Origin of the sequence: Francisella sp. XLW-1 (genome assembly GCF_008711455.1) — a bacterium.
In the GTDB taxonomy this organism is placed as follows: Bacteria; Pseudomonadota; Gammaproteobacteria; order Francisellales; family Francisellaceae; genus Francisella; species Francisella salimarina.
Genome location: NZ_VXKP01000002.1, coordinates 451,135 through 466,044 on the forward strand (window position 1 = coordinate 451,135; position 14,910 = coordinate 466,044).

The following is a 14,910-nucleotide window of genomic DNA, read 5'->3' on the forward strand; positions in this document are numbered from 1 at the left end:
TTATGTATATTTCAACTAAACTACAGTGTTTTTTATATCAGCAAGAAAGTGACTCTAAGCCTGTTTACCTAATTAAAAAATCAAATTTCTCAGATTGGCTTTGCAAGCAAGATAGTTTAACTCAAAATTTTGTAAAACTGTTTGAAAGCAAAAAAACAGTTCTAGCTATTCCTGATAATAACGGCAATATCGAGAAAATAGTATGTATAGTTACAAAAGATATGTACAGTTTAGCTGCACTAACTAGTGAATTACCTAGAGGTAATTATCATATAGAGTATTCTGAGGTTGGGGATTTATCCCTCTACTATATTGGCTTTGCATTGGCTAGCTATAAGTTTGAAAAATATAAATCTAAATCACAGCCGATTAATGTTAAATTATTCTTACCAGAGAATTATACCTACCTTTTAACAACAGTTGAGGCGAATTATATAGTCAGAGATATGATTACAACTCCTGCTGAAGATATGGGTCCTGAAGATATTTCTAATATTATCAAAAATGTTGCCAAAGAGTTTGGGGCTACAATTGAAGAAGTTGTTGGTGAAGAGCTTAAAGAACAAGGGTATATGGGAATTTATACTGTTGGTAAGGCTAGTCATAGACCTCCAAGATTAGTTAAATTAAATTGGGGTAATGATAATCATCCTAAAATTTCTATAGTTGGTAAAGGTGTGGCTTTTGATACAGGTGGCCTTGATGTGAAAGCAGCTCAGTTTATGTTGCTGATGCATAAAGATATGGGTGGTGCTGCAAATGCTATAGGTCTTGCTTATATGATTATGAAACATAATCTTCCAGTAAGATTGACTTTATCAATACCGACAGTTGAAAATGCTATAGATGCGAAGTCATATCGCCCTAGTGATATCATTAAGATGAAAAATGGAACAACAGTTCAAGTTACTAATACTGATGCTGAAGGAAGATTGATTTTAGCTGAACCACTACATGAAGAGGCTACTAAAAATCCAGAATATTTAATAGACTTTTCAACTCTAACAGGAGCTGCAAGAGTGGCTGTTGGTGATAAAATTTCAGCATTTTTCTGTAATAATGATGATGTTGCAAAAGATGTTTACAATTATGGAGAAATCGAGCAAGATCAGACTTGGAGACTCCCGTTAGCTGATTGTTATAGAAAAAATCTTGATACTGAGTTTGCAGATATATCACACTGTGAGCTGTCAACTTTTGCAGGAGCTGTAAAGGCAGCACTGTTTATCGAGCACTTTGTGGGTGTTGAGAATGCTCCTACTTGGATTCATTTTGACATAATGGCTTGGAATGTTGCTAACTCTCCAGGTAAGCCAAAAGGTGGAGAAATGATGGGTGTTAGAACAATGTTTAAAATGTTGGAAGAGAAATACAGCAAATAAATTTTAAATAATTAATATTTACTTTATTTACTAATATTTTCGAAGTTGTATACTTTATTAATGAATTATAAAAATCTTATTATATAACTATGCAAAAATCGTTATTAGAACAGCTTAAAGAAGTAACTATGGTAGTCGCTGATACAGGTGACTTTGAGTTAATTGAAAAATTCAAACCAGTTGATGCTACTACAAATCCTAGTTTGATTTTAAAAGCTGTTAAAGATCCAAAATATTCTAAGTTAGTTACAGATACTATAGATAAATTTAAGCAAAATAATCCTGAGCTGAAAAAAGATTATCTTCTTAAAGAAGTTGCTATTGAGATATTAGTATCTTTTGGAATAAAAATATTGGATGTAATTGATGGGAAGGTGTCTAGTGAAGTAGATGCAAGAGTATCTTTTAACTCTGCAGAAACAATTGATTATGCTAGAAAAATAATTAAAAAATATGAGTCTTACGGAGTTTCAAAAGATCGAGTTTTGATAAAAATAGCAGCTACCTGGGAAGGTATAAGGGCTGCTAAATTATTACAAAAAGAAGGTATTAATTGTAATTTAACACTTATTTTTGACCAGGTTCAAGCTCAGGCATGCGCTGAAGCTGGAGTTTACTTAGTATCACCATTTGTAGGAAGAATCACAGATTGGCAAATGCAACAGAGCAAGCTTGATGATTTTCCTGCTGTAGTTGATGATGATGGCATAAACTCTGTTAGAGCTATATACAAATTGTATAAAGATTGTGGTTTTAAAACCATTGTGATGGGAGCAAGCTTTAGAAATGCCAAGCAGGTGGTAGCATTAGCAGGTTGTGATGCTTTGACTATATCACCAGCATTGCTTGAAGAGCTTGAAAATAGTTTTGAAAGCTTGGAAGTTAAATTAAAACGTTCTAATGATGTTAGTACCCAAGTGCCACAAGTTACAGAATCTGATTTTCGTTGGCAAATGAATGAGAATTCTATGGCAACTACAAAGTTAGCTGAAGGAATTAGGCAATTTGCAAAAGACACCGTTGAATTGGAAAACATAATAACAAAACATTTATAAATAAGAGGTTTATATGAAAAAAACTTTATTAGTATCGGCATTGAGTTCTATTTTTATGGCTCCGTTTGTTTCTTTTGCTAATGATGATCAAGAATACTTAAATCCTAGAAGTGACACACAATTGCATTCTCAGCGTCAGATGATCAACCAGAGAAATAGTCAAGCTTCACAAATGCCTAAGAAACATCAATTAGGTATTACAGAAGAAGATATGAGAGTTCCCGGCGAATCAAGTAGTAAATCTCGTAATATGAGTACTAAAAAGGGCTGGGGAAGTGCTAATGAACAAGAAAAAAAGTCAAAGAGTAATGAAGACTCGGAAGATGAAAACCCTAACTTATCTGATTTAGCTAATCCTGCGCCTAAAAATATTCATAGTAATTTATCAATAAGTGATGAAGATAGAGCATTAAATAGGCAGATGATGTTATCTGGCCCTAAAGGTGGTTTTCAAAATAATCAGCCAAGAGGTATTGGTGGCTCGAGTGCTAACCTATAGTCAAAACATAATTGCTTACATTATTCAAATATACTAAAATCTATTAGTTTAAATAATTTAATTCGCTTAGGTCTTTAAATGAACTTTCAGTATAATAATTTTAAAATTTTAGAAATAAATGGATTAGATACCATAAAGTTTCTTCAAGGTTTAGCAACATCAGATTTAAGCCAACTATCTAATGATAATAACTTATTGATGACTGCTTTTGCCAACTTAAAAGGACGAATAATTTCCTTATGTTTTGTGAAGTATATTTCTAGCGAAAAGCTATTGCTTTCAGTTGAACAGAGCATCGTTGATAATTTACTTACTTGGTTAAAAAAGTATGGAATGTTTTCTAAAATTAGTTTTGCAGTTAATGAAGATTATGCATTATTTTTTACTAAAGAAGGATTTTTAAATCATAATATTTTAGTTAAGAATACTCTAAATTCTGATACTACATACGAGCAAATACAAAAAACTAATATTTTGAATAAACTTGCTGTCATCAATCAAAATAATATTGAGAAGTTTCTTCCAGCCGAGTTAGATCTTGATAACGTAGAAAAAGTTATTAGTTATACTAAAGGTTGCTATATGGGACAAGAAGTAATAGCTAGGATGCATTATAAAGCTAAGTTAAAAAAAGAGCTTGCAGTTGTAAAAGCAGACAAAGATATTGGAGCTTTGGACCTGAAGACTTGTGATAGTAAACCTCTAGCAAATGTTATAAATAAAGTCTATGTAGACGGTGTATGCTATATGCTGCTGGTGTTTCATAAAGAAGCAACAGAGGTTGAGTATCAGCTAGAAAATGAAATAATTATAACTAAATGCTAAATAATCTTAATCAGCAGCAACAGCAAGCTGTAAAATATACTAGTACTCCCTTACTAGTGCTAGCTGGAGCTGGTAGTGGCAAAACTAGTGTAATTATTGAAAAAATTTCTTATTTAATAGAACAACTTTTGTATCCCGCTAAGAGTGTTTTAGCTGTTACATTTACGAATAAAGCAGCTAGAGAGATGCAAGAGCGCGTTAAATCTCGGCTTGATAAAGAAAAATCAAAGGGGTTGATGATTTCAACGTTCCATTCACTTGGTTTAACAATTTTAAAAAAACACTTTTTAGATTTGGGGTATAAGAAAAACTTTACACTTTTTGATAGTCAAGACTCACTTGCGTTAATATACGATATTGCATACGAGGAATATCAATTACCTAAACAAAATGCTGGGTTTATTCAATCAAAAATATCATTTTGGAAATCAGCGTTACTAACACCTAATGAAATACAACCTAAGGACGATCTTGAAGAGCAAGCAGCTTTTATATATAAAGAATATCAAAAATATCTAAAATCTTATAACTCTTTTGACTTTGATGATCTTATATTTCAACCGATACAGTTATTTAAAAATTACTCAAATATTCAGAAATTATGGTCAGACAAGTTTAGATATATTCTCATTGATGAGTATCAAGATACTAATGAGTCGCAATATCAGCTTTTAAAGTATTTGACTCAGGGTAAAAATAAATTCACAGTTGTAGGAGATGATGATCAGTCTATATATGCATGGAGAGGTTCTCGACCTGAAAATTTACGCCATTTGCAAGAAGATTTCAAAGACCTAAAAGTTATTAAGCTAGAACAAAATTATCGCTCTACAGGCAGAATACTTAATGTTGCAAATAAGCTTATTGAAAATAACAGCCATATTTTTGACAAAAAACTTTGGTCAAATAAAGATTATGGTGAGCAAATTAAGGTTATTAGTCTTACAAATGATGAGGATGAGGCACAATTTATTACTAGTGATATTTTTTTTGATAGGGTGAAAACAAAATCTAAAAACTCTGATTACGCCATACTAATTAGAAGTAATTACCAAGCATACTTACTTGAAAGATATATGCAAATGCACAAAATCCCTTATACAATTAGCGGCGGAAGTTCATTTTTTTCCAAATCAGAAATCAAAGATATCATTTCGTATTTAAGGTTAATAGTTAATCCGGATGATGATAGAGCATTTTTACGTGTTGTAAATACTCCCAAACGTGAGGTTGGAAGTGCTACTATTCATAAATTAGGACAGTATGCAAGTTATCATCACTGTAGCTTTTTCCATACTTTATATAATTTAGAAGAGTTTGAAATACGTGATTTTACCAAAAAAAACTTATCATCTTTTAAAGATTTGATACTGAATACACAGCAAGAAATAAATTCAAGTATATCTGCTCAAGAGTTAAAAAATATAATTAATAATTTTATTGATAATATTTCATACCGACAGTGGCTTATAGATTCTAGTTCTTCAGAGAAACAAGCAGAGTTTAGATATGCGAATGTTATTGAAGTTGTTAAATGGATTGTTAACCAGCTTGAAGGCGAATCATATAATGCTCTTGAGTCACTTGCTTTAGTTTTAAATAAAATGCTTTTGATCGATATCTTAGATAGAGATAATGAGGATAAAAATGATAATCAGGTTCAAATCATAACTATGCACGCCTCCAAAGGTTTGGAGTTTAAAAAAGTTTATATAATGGGAATGGAAGAAGGAATTTTGCCGCATCAGCAAAGTATTGAGGAAGATTCCATAGAGGATGAGCGCCGATTAGCTTATGTTGCGATCACTAGAGCTAGAGAAAATTTGACTATAACAATGACAAAGCATCGTAAAAAATTTGGTGAAAAACAGATTTCTATTCCAAGTAGATTTATTGATGAATTGCCAGAGTCGGATCTATATTGGGTAGGCACAGAAAAAGAGTGTGCAGAAACGCGTCAGCAAAATTCTAAGCAGAATATATCAGCACTTAAAGATATGTTTAGCTAGATTAATATTTTTTCTTAGAAATTATAATTATTCCTCGTGACTTGTTAGTCGAAGAGTCTTTGGACTGGATTGCTTGATATAAGTCAATAGTTCTTATCCAAGCTGAAGGGTATTTATATCTGGCGACGTCCATAAGCAACCACATATCTTCTTTAGGGTTGTATGCTGCTAGTGGCGAAAAATGTCCTCCTCCTTGAGCTCCCATATCACTACGTTTATAATTTATAATTATATAATCTCCTTTTTTCATTGATGATAGCATTGTATTAAGGAACTGTTCTTGATTTTTAAATTCGCTCGCGTGAATTACCTTTGCATAAGCCTTAGAGCCTATCGTTTTTTGTTTGTTGATTAGCTCAGCAGTTTGCTCAATAGATAACCCTTTTGCATATACCCATTGAGGAGTTATGCCAGATTTAATTAAAGCTTTATTATAAAAAATATTATTTTGATCAAATATTGAATATTGCATGTGAGCTGGTGATAGACTTGGCTCAATTTTTAGAGCATTTAATACCATGACAGCGGAGGCTGGACCACAGAACGTAGTGCCTTTCTCAGTTGTAAAATATTCTGCAAGTTGCCAATATTGTTGTGAGTATTTTTCTGGTGCTGATTTTAATAAATACTGTCCTTGTAAGCTAGAGAAAGCGATTGTATTTTTAGGTAGGATTAGTTGTTTTGCAAAACAACAGTTGATTAAAACTACTAAAAAGATAACTATATTAAAAGCTTTTTTCATATTATTTTAGAAATTTTAATTTGAAGTGTGTAATTAGACTATAAAAGAAAAAGCTTATAGATAAAAGGTTTTATATACTAATATAATAATCTTAAATAAGAGGTGTTGTCCTTAATACAATATCAAAAATTTATTAATTGTTTTTATCTGTGATAATATAGAATTGTTTTAAGTAAATGGTATATATTTTGATTTCAATAGGAAAATATTCTAGATTAAAGATTCTTGAGAAAACTTCGAATTGGCTGGTTCTAGATGCTTTGGAGCTTGGTACAGCAAACATTGCTAGTTCGGAATTCTGTGATACAGTAAGCGTTGGCGAAAGTGTAGAAGTTTTTTTGTATCATAACTCAAAGGCTGAGCTTATCGCGACTACAAAAAGAGTTCCAACCGTAGGTCAAGTATCTTATTTGCGAGTCAAAAATATTACAGGTATAGGAGCTTTTTTAGACTGGGGACTTGATAAGGATCTTTTTGTACCATTAGCCGAGCAACATAGACCATTTGAAGTTGGAAAGTCGTATATTGTCTATTTATATCTTGATAAGATTAATGGGCGTATAACAGCTTCTTCAAAGATCAATAAGTTCATAAAAGATTACGCAGGTAATGATATAACTCAAAATCAAGAAGTGGATCTTATAATCGCGAATTCTACAGACATAGGTTATAAAGCAATAATTAATAACAGTTATTGGGGAATCATTTATTCTTCAGAGGTATTTAAAAGGTTAAGTTTTGGCCAATCTGTTAAGGGATATATAAAAAATATTCGAGATGATAGGCGTATAGATCTGTCGTTACAGCTAGTGCACAAAGATTTAGATAGAAATGCTGATTTGGTAGAAAAGTATCTTGTAGAGCATAATGGTTCTGCTCCTTTTAATGATAAATCTAATCCTAATGATATAGCGCGTGAGTTTGGAATCAGTAAGGCTGCTTTTAAGCGAGCTATAGGAATTTTGTTAAAAAGAAAAAAAATAGTAATTAGAGAAGGCAGTATTCATTTAAATGGATAATATTCTGTAAATATTATATTGTTATTAAGAGTTTATATTAGTATAATAATGTCTTGCTCTTTGCTATGCAAAATAATTTTGTATAGCTTATCAGTAAAAAAACTAACAATGATAAACCGGAAGGAGTTTACAAAATGAAACATTATGAAATCGTGTTAATGATTCATCCAGATCAATCTGAGCAGCTTGATGCTATGCTTGGTAAATATCGTGGAATCATTGAAGAAAAAGGCGGAAAAATCCATAGATTCGAAGATTGGGGACGTCGTCAATTAGCTTATCCTATCGAGAAACTTCATAAAGCACATTATGTGTTATTCAATGTTGAGTGTGATGTTGAGTCTCTAGAGAAGCTTCAAGAAAACTTAAAGTATAACGATGCAGTTTTACGTCGTTTAGTAATTTCTAAGAAAGAAGCTGTTACAGAGCCATCAATCATGATGGAAACTAATGAAAAAGAAGTAATTTAATAGAGGGATTTTAAGATGAGTCGTCGTAAAGTTTGCCGTTTCACTGTTGATGGTGTAAAAGAAATTGATTATAAAGATGTGAATAAGTTAAAAGCTTATATTACTGAAACAGGTAAGATCGTACCTAGTCGTGTAACTGGTACATCAGCTAAGTATCAAAGACAGCTTGCTACAGCTATTAAAAGAGCTAGATTCTTGGCGTTATTACCATACTGTGATCGTCACTTTAACTAATACTGGAGGTTGATTACAATGCAAGTTATTTTAAAAGAAAAAGTTGAAAACCTTGGTGTATTAGGTGATATAGTTAATGTTAAGCCTGGTTATGCTAGAAATTTCCTTATCCCTTTTGGTAAGGCTGTTCAAGCTACTAAAGCTAACATCGAAACTTTTGAAGCTCAAAAGGCTGAGTTAGAAAAAGCAGAAAAAGCAAGATTTGATGCTGCAGTTGTAACTGCAGATGCTATCAAAGATAAAGTTTACACTGTTGCAGCTCAAGCTGGAGAAGGTGGTAAACTATTTGGATCTGTTGGTACTGCTGAAGTTGCTGAAGCAGTATCTCAAGCTTCTGGTAAAGAAATTGAAAAGAGCCAGGTTCGTATGCCGGAAGGAGTTATTAGAACTACTGGAGAGTTCGAACTTACTGTTCATGTATATACAGATGTAGATGCAGATATCAAAGTAAATGTTGTAGCTGCAGAAGCTTAGTTTTATAATATATAAACTAACACAATATCTTAATTAATATAAAAACCATGTGTTAGGCATGGTTTTTTTGTATATGAAATAAGGATTTTGATGTCAATGGATTATCAATTTAAAGTTGCTGAAACTGCTTATTCAGTTGATGCGGAAAAGGCAATACTAGGCAATATTCTTCTCAACAATGATAATATAGAGCTAGTTGAAGATTTTCTTCTAATTGATGATTTTTTTGATAAGAGACATAAAATTATCTATAAGCAGATAGCTGTTTTAAATCAGTCAAATACTCCATTTGATGTTCTAATTTTGAGTGAATATTTAGCAACTGAAGGTTTACTAAATGATGCTGGAGGCGAATCATATATTATTGATTTGGCAACTAATACGCCAACAGTTTCAAATATAAAAACATATGCAAATATTGTAAAAGATAAAGCTAAGCTGAGAAGTCTACAAACAAGTGTTAATGATATAGTTCAAAAAATATATTCATCAGACTCTAAGAATCCTGACGATGTTATTGATTATGCCGAAAGCCGGATTCTTGATGTGGCTAAGGAAAGAGAGACTTTAGTTAAGGGCCCTGAATCAATTAAATCAGTTATTCCTAAATTAGTTGATAGGATGAGTGCAATAGTCGATGCAGGTAGTGGATTGACAGGGGTTTCTACAGGCTTTATTGATCTTGATAAAATGACCTCTGGCTTACAACGAGCTAATATGGGTATTATTGCAGCTCGTCCATCAATGGGTAAAACTGTACTAGGAATAAACATAGCTCAAAATGTTGCTAAAATTGCAGATAAACCAGTTTTAGTTTTTAGTTTAGAGATGCCGTCAGAGGATATTGTCACAAGGATGCTAGCTTCACAGGCTCGTGTAGAAATGAATTTGCTTAAAGAGTGTAATCGGCTTAATGATGCTCACTGGGTTAAGATTACAAGTGCAATGAAATCATTGAGTGATATGCCTTTATATATTGATGATACATCAAGCTTAACCCCAGCTGAGATGCGCTCAAGAGCTCGAAGACTATATAATGAACACGGTGGTCTATCAATGATATTAATAGACTATCTACAGCTTATGAAAATACCTGGTTATGAAAATAATAGAACCCTAGAGGTATCAGAGATATCTAGATCATTAAAAGCACTTGCAAAAGAGTTAGATATTCCCGTTATAGCATTGTCGCAGTTAAGTAGAGATCTTGAAAAGCGTCAAGATAAGCGTCCGATAATGTCTGACTTGAGAGAATCTGGAGCAATAGAGCAAGATGCTGACTTGATAATGTTTATTTATCGAGATGAAGTTTATAATAAAGAAAAAGAAGATAATAAAAATCTTGGTGAAATTATAATTGGGAAACAGCGTAATGGTCCTATTGGCACAGTTCATGTTCGTTTTGATGGGCAGTTTGCAAGCTTTGCTAATTTGACTTATGAGAATGACAATATTTTACCTGGTGATATAGGTTATAATGAATAAATTTATAAGAATGAAAGAGAAATTCTATGCAACAAGATAAAGTGAATTTACTTGGGTTAAATCAAAAAGCTATGGAAGAGTTTTTTGTTTCTATAAATGAAAAAAAATTTCATGCAAGACAAGTTTTTAAATGGATACATAAGAAAGGGGTCATTGATTTTGATAAGATGACAGACCTTGGTAAAAATTTGCGTAATAAACTACAGGAAACTTCAGAAATATTTATTCCAAAAGTAGTTTTTAGTAAAGCATCGAAAGATGGTACGCATAAATGGCTAATTGATGTCGGTGGAAGTGCTGTTGAAACAGTTTTTATTCCAGAAGATGGTAGAGGCACCCTCTGTGTATCTTCACAAGTTGGATGCACTTTGAATTGTAGTTTTTGCTCTACTGGTAAACAAGGGTTTAATAGAAATCTTTCATCTGCCGAAGTTATTTCTCAGCTTTGGATAGCTGCTAGAACCTTATCAAAAAATAATGGCGAACATGATTTTAGTGTTACAAACATAGTTATGATGGGTATGGGTGAGCCATTGATGAATTTTGAGAATGTGGTTCCAGCTATGGATATTATGATGGATGATTTAGCATATGGGCTATCTCGACGTAAAGTGACTCTTAGTACATCTGGTGTTGTTCCTAGAATATATGATTTACTTGAGCAATCAGGAGTGTCTTTAGCAGTATCATTACATGCAGCGACTGATTCTTTACGTAATGAAATAGTACCGATCAATAAAAAGTATAATATTGACGAACTTCTTGAAGCATGTAAACTTTATGCTGAGAAAGGTCCTCATAAGCACATAACATTTGAGTATACATTGATGGAAGAAGTTAATGATAATTTATCAGATGCTGAAGGGTTAGTTGAATTGTTACGCTCTCGAAATGTTCCAGCTAAAATAAATCTTATTCCATTTAATCCATATCCAGGAACACCATATAGGAAGCCTAGTAATAATCGTATCCATAGATTTAAAGAGTATTTACAACATAATGGTTTTGTCACTACAGTAAGAAAAACTAGAGGTGATGATATTGATGCTGCATGTGGACAGTTAGCTGGTGATGTTATGGATAAAACAAGTAGAAAACAAAGATATTTAAAGAAGCTTGGTGATAAGAATGCAGGCTAGTTTTAAAAGAGCTTTAATTACTATAATATGTTTTGGGATGCTAACTTCGTGTTCAACTCCTAATAGTTCAAACAGTAGTTCAAGCCCTCAAGTTCAAAAGGATAATAGAAATCAAAATGTAGAAGAGGTCAATTACTCTTTTGATAATAGCTCTTTCCCCAAAGCTAACTATAAAGAAGCAACGAGAATTAATTCTGAATTAGCTATAATATACTCTACGGAAGGGTATCTTGAAAGGGCTAAGACTAAGCTTATAAAAGCACAAGAGTTAGCAAAAGAACACGATAATAATTTGGCAATTGTAGATTATGCAGGTGGATATTATTATCAAAGCATAGGAGCGAATACAATTGCTGAAAAATACTACAAAAGAGCTCTTGATAATCATCCTAAAGACTATGAAGCTATGAATTTCTATGCTCAGTTTTTATGCATGCAAGAAAGTGACTACAGTCGCGCTCAAGAACTCTTTGAAGAATCATTATTTATGTCAAATAATAATGATATGGCTCAAACATTATTTTTATACTCTCAATGTATGTATAAACAAGGTAAAAAAGATGATGCTCTAGCGTATATGAAAAGAGCAGATAAGTTTAGAGAAGACTATAAGGCAGCCAAATTAAGATTAGCACAAATGTATTTTGAACGAGGTGAGTACAAAGAATGTTATAAGGTTATTTATGGCATGAAGAATGACACAGCGTTTTTTAATAATAAGCTTATTCTAGATATGAGGTTGAAGTTGGCAGAGTATGCGAATAATAAAAATGAAGCTGCGGCTGTAAGACTAGTTTTATCTTCTAATAACTATAATGATGAGGATATTGAAAAGTTCTTTTCAGCGGCAGATCAAAAGGATATAGATGAAAATGCGTAGAATTAATCAAATGAGTGAAAGTACTCCAGAAAGATTACAGAAATTACTAGCAAAATATGGCATAGGTTCGCGTAGAAAGATAGAGGAATTTATCCAACAGGGAAGGGTACGTGTAAATGGTAAAGTAGCGACTCTAGGAGATAAAGCTACAGATAAAGATAAAATTAGTTTTGATGGAAAAGCCTTACATTTATATGGTCAACCTATGACTAGACCAAGAGTCATTATTTACCACAAAAGAGAAGGTGAAGTCTGTACTAGTAAAGATGAGAAAGATAGAAAGACTGTTTTCGATTCGCTACCTAAATTAGCTAAGTCACGTTGGATAATGGTAGGACGATTAGATATAAATACTACAGGATTATTACTTTTTACGACAGATGGGGATTTAGCTAATAGGATGATGCATCCATCTTATGAAATCGAAAGAGAATATGCTGTAAGAGTTTTTGGTCAACAATTATCAGATGAAACTTTAAGTAAGTTTAAAGAGGGAATACAACTAGAAGATGGCTTAGCTAAGTTTAACAGCATAAAATTTTCTGGTGGTGAAGGAGCAAACCTTTGGTATTATGTAACTTTATCCGAAGGGCGTAATAGAGAGGTTAGAAGAATGTTTGAGGCTGTAGGTGTTACAGTTAGTAGACTTACTAGAGTTAGATTTGGAGATATTGTTCTTCCTAAGTTTGTTGCAAGAGGAAAAACACTAGAACTTAATCCTTCAGAAGTTAATAAACTGAGAAAATCTGTTAAGTTAAAAGAATATAAGTTTCCTAAAAAACTAGTTGAAAGATTAGAGAAAAAATAATGGATTTTGTGCGTCAAGTAGAAGATGTTTTTGATATTGATATCTGGGAGTTGAAGCCAGCATATAGTTCTATAAAACAAACTCAAAGTAAAATCATAGATGAAAATTCTCACGATGCAACAAAAAAAGAGCTGGAAATTATCTACACTAATATGGTAGATAGTTCTAAAATTATAAACATACTTTTAAGTGATAAATTAGATATTGGTTTTTTAAAACAAGTTGCTAATAGTTTATTTTTTAAGTCTAGTGTATATATATATAAATCTAATGGTATCAAAGATTTCAATGATTTAAAGGGGATTAATCTTTCAGAAAAAGACTTTATCTGTGATAATTGTGAGTTATTAAAGATTCAGAATAAAAAAGCAATATTATCAAATTTATACAAGTATGCAGATTTTAGAGCTTGATATTACATTTCTAACAAAAACAATTCAGCTAGTAAGAGCTACTGATAAAGATTTTAGCTGGTCAGATAAACAAATAGAAGATTCATTAACTAATGACACCGTTTTAGGTTTAATGATTGATAGTGAGCTTGCTGCTATTGCTATTTTTAACTATATATTTGAAACAGCAGAACTTTTGTATATATGTGTTGATACGGCTACGCAAGGTAGAGGAGTTGCATATAAGCTTTTGAAATATTCAATTAATCATCTTGCCAAGAAAGAAGTTAAAGAAATATTATTAGAAGTCGACATCAATAATACTAAAGCTATATCTTTATATAAAAAAGTCAATTTTATTGAGGTATCATTGCGCAAAAACTATTATAAAAAAGCTAATGGTTATTTCAGTGATGCTTTGATTTACCGATTAAATATATCAAATTAATTTTGCCTATGCTATATTAACGCCTAAAGACAACAGGGGTGCTATCTGACCTCCGGCCGGGATTCTGTCAAAAAAGGGTCATGCATGTATTTAGATAGTTATTTAGTACCATAAATAAAATTTACAATTTCATTATAAAAAACTTTTGGTTGGTCTACAGAAACTGTATGTTTTGACCCCTTAATAATTTGAACTACAGCTGATTTTGAGAATTTATCTACTCTATGTTTGGCTTGTATTGGATTATATAAAACCTCTTTATCTCCTAATAAAATTAATGTTTTTTCTGGCAAATTTCTAAGTTCGGCATCACTACAAATTTTAGTTAATATTACATCTTTATTTGGTCTATAAGCTCTAAACTGTATTATAAAATCTTGAATATCTGAGTTTGTTAAATATGATCCAGCTGCGGACATGTAATTTAAAAAACTGATAGCTGATGATTTTGTTGGGATCATGTTAGCCATAATTCCTTTAAAAATGAACATTTTTTGTATTTTATATAAATTGGCTGGAGCTAATAGAATAAGACTTTCTATTCGATGAGGATATGATATTGCAAAGCGATGTGCTAGGGCCCCTCCAAATGATGCGCCGCAAACGTTAGCTTTTTCTAGATTTAATTTCTCAAATATTTCGTTAAGCCAGTCTTGATAAGCATTAGATGATAATGATGGTCTATTGCCCGAACTTTTGCCTGCTTCTCCTATAATATCAATTGCATAAACTTGAAAGCTTTTTGCAAGATCTAATGCATTATATATCCATATCATAGAGTTTCCGGCAGAGCCGTGTAATAAAATTAAGGGTTTAGGATCTTTTTTACCAAACGATAAAATATAAGTATCACCCTGTGAGGTCTCAATTATTTTTTCGGAATATTCGACAGGAAATCTTTTTAGAGCTTTATCATATGCATTTAATTGCTTTTTGCATCATCCTTTTAGATTTATAAGCCGATATATTTTTCATAAAGAACTCCTGTATTATGAATAACTTCTATACTTTAGTTATTTGTAAATAAAACCCTCGTTTTCTTTACCTGT

General features: G+C 32.0%; 17 protein-coding genes. 15 read left to right on the forward strand and 2 right to left on the reverse strand.

Annotated features, from left to right (window positions below; translation table 11 throughout):
- Window positions 1–2 precede the first annotated feature (2 nt).
- The 5 genes from F3D59_RS04730 to F3D59_RS04750 all read left to right on the forward strand — a co-directional run bounded on the left by F3D59_RS04730 (window position 3) and on the right by F3D59_RS04750 (window position 5,770).
- Window positions 3–1,382: a M17 family metallopeptidase gene (locus tag F3D59_RS04730; RefSeq protein WP_150463990.1), complete on the forward strand. Its 1,380-nt coding sequence runs from the start codon at window positions 3–5 to the stop codon at window positions 1,380–1,382.
- Between the two features lie 89 nt (window positions 1,383–1,471).
- Entirely contained in the window at window positions 1,472–2,437 is a 966-nt protein-coding gene (tal, locus tag F3D59_RS04735) for a transaldolase (RefSeq protein WP_150463991.1), read from the forward strand.
- Between the two features lie 13 nt (window positions 2,438–2,450).
- Complete coding sequence (locus F3D59_RS04740) at window positions 2,451–2,936, forward strand: hypothetical protein (protein ID WP_150463992.1); 486 nt, start codon at window positions 2,451–2,453, stop codon at window positions 2,934–2,936.
- A 78-nt stretch (window positions 2,937–3,014) separates the two neighbouring features.
- Complete coding sequence (locus tag F3D59_RS04745) at window positions 3,015–3,761, forward strand: YgfZ/GcvT domain-containing protein (protein ID WP_150463993.1); 747 nt, start codon at window positions 3,015–3,017, stop codon at window positions 3,759–3,761.
- Window positions 3,755–5,770: a UvrD-helicase domain-containing protein gene (locus F3D59_RS04750; RefSeq protein ID WP_150463994.1), complete on the forward strand. Its 2,016-nt coding sequence runs from the start codon at window positions 3,755–3,757 to the stop codon at window positions 5,768–5,770. The genes F3D59_RS04745 and F3D59_RS04750 overlap by 7 nt, the downstream gene beginning before the upstream one ends.
- A 1-nt stretch (window position 5,771) precedes the next feature.
- Here the strand turns inward: F3D59_RS04750 and F3D59_RS04755 are convergent, their stop codons facing one another.
- Entirely contained in the window at window positions 5,772–6,512 is a 741-nt protein-coding gene (locus F3D59_RS04755) for a phytochelatin synthase family protein (protein WP_150463995.1), read from the reverse strand.
- Window positions 6,513–6,700: 188 nt separating this feature from the next.
- Between F3D59_RS04755 and F3D59_RS04760 the strand changes: the two genes are divergently transcribed.
- The 10 genes from F3D59_RS04760 to F3D59_RS04805 all read left to right on the forward strand — a co-directional run bounded on the left by F3D59_RS04760 (window position 6,701) and on the right by F3D59_RS04805 (window position 13,861).
- A complete protein-coding gene (locus F3D59_RS04760) occupies window positions 6,701–7,531 on the forward strand; it encodes a S1 RNA-binding domain-containing protein (protein ID WP_150463996.1) in 831 nt (276 codons plus the stop codon).
- A gap of 134 nt (window positions 7,532–7,665) precedes the next feature.
- Window positions 7,666–8,001 carry a 30S ribosomal protein S6 gene (gene rpsF / locus F3D59_RS04765; protein ID WP_013923199.1) on the forward strand — a complete coding sequence of 112 codons (336 nt, stop codon included), beginning with the start codon at window positions 7,666–7,668 and terminating at the stop codon, window positions 7,999–8,001.
- A gap of 15 nt (window positions 8,002–8,016) precedes the next feature.
- Entirely contained in the window at window positions 8,017–8,235 is a 219-nt protein-coding gene (gene rpsR / locus F3D59_RS04770; protein ID WP_004287690.1) for a 30S ribosomal protein S18, read from the forward strand.
- 18 nt (window positions 8,236–8,253) lie between these two features.
- The gene (rplI, locus tag F3D59_RS04775) at window positions 8,254–8,709 is read left to right on the forward strand and encodes a 50S ribosomal protein L9 (RefSeq protein WP_013923198.1); all 456 of its coding nucleotides are present in this window, start codon (window positions 8,254–8,256) and stop codon (window positions 8,707–8,709) included.
- Between the two features lie 90 nt (window positions 8,710–8,799).
- Entirely contained in the window at window positions 8,800–10,194 is a 1,395-nt protein-coding gene (gene dnaB / locus F3D59_RS04780) for a replicative DNA helicase (RefSeq protein ID WP_179951663.1), read from the forward strand.
- Window positions 10,195–10,220: 26 nt separating this feature from the next.
- The gene (locus tag F3D59_RS04785) at window positions 10,221–11,333 is read left to right on the forward strand and encodes a bifunctional tRNA (adenosine(37)-C2)-methyltransferase TrmG/ribosomal RNA large subunit methyltransferase RlmN (protein WP_013923196.1); all 1,113 of its coding nucleotides are present in this window, start codon (window positions 10,221–10,223) and stop codon (window positions 11,331–11,333) included.
- Complete coding sequence (locus F3D59_RS04790) at window positions 11,323–12,213, forward strand: CDC27 family protein (RefSeq protein WP_150463997.1); 891 nt, start codon at window positions 11,323–11,325, stop codon at window positions 12,211–12,213. Before F3D59_RS04785 ends, F3D59_RS04790 begins: the two co-directional genes overlap by 11 nt.
- Window positions 12,206–13,021: a 23S rRNA pseudouridine(2605) synthase RluB gene (gene rluB / locus F3D59_RS04795; RefSeq protein WP_013923194.1), complete on the forward strand. Its 816-nt coding sequence runs from the start codon at window positions 12,206–12,208 to the stop codon at window positions 13,019–13,021. Before F3D59_RS04790 ends, rluB begins: the two co-directional genes overlap by 8 nt.
- The gene (locus F3D59_RS04800; protein WP_150463998.1) at window positions 13,021–13,434 is read left to right on the forward strand and encodes a chloroquine resistance protein; all 414 of its coding nucleotides are present in this window, start codon (window positions 13,021–13,023) and stop codon (window positions 13,432–13,434) included. Before rluB ends, F3D59_RS04800 begins: the two co-directional genes overlap by 1 nt.
- The gene (locus F3D59_RS04805; protein ID WP_149368200.1) at window positions 13,415–13,861 is read left to right on the forward strand and encodes a GNAT family N-acetyltransferase; all 447 of its coding nucleotides are present in this window, start codon (window positions 13,415–13,417) and stop codon (window positions 13,859–13,861) included. The genes F3D59_RS04800 and F3D59_RS04805 overlap by 20 nt, the downstream gene beginning before the upstream one ends.
- A gap of 98 nt (window positions 13,862–13,959) precedes the next feature.
- Here F3D59_RS04805 and F3D59_RS04810 read toward each other — a convergent pair whose 3' ends face one another.
- Entirely contained in the window at window positions 13,960–14,733 is a 774-nt protein-coding gene (locus tag F3D59_RS04810; protein ID WP_150463999.1) for an alpha/beta fold hydrolase, read from the reverse strand.
- Window positions 14,734–14,910: the final 177 nt, after the last annotated feature.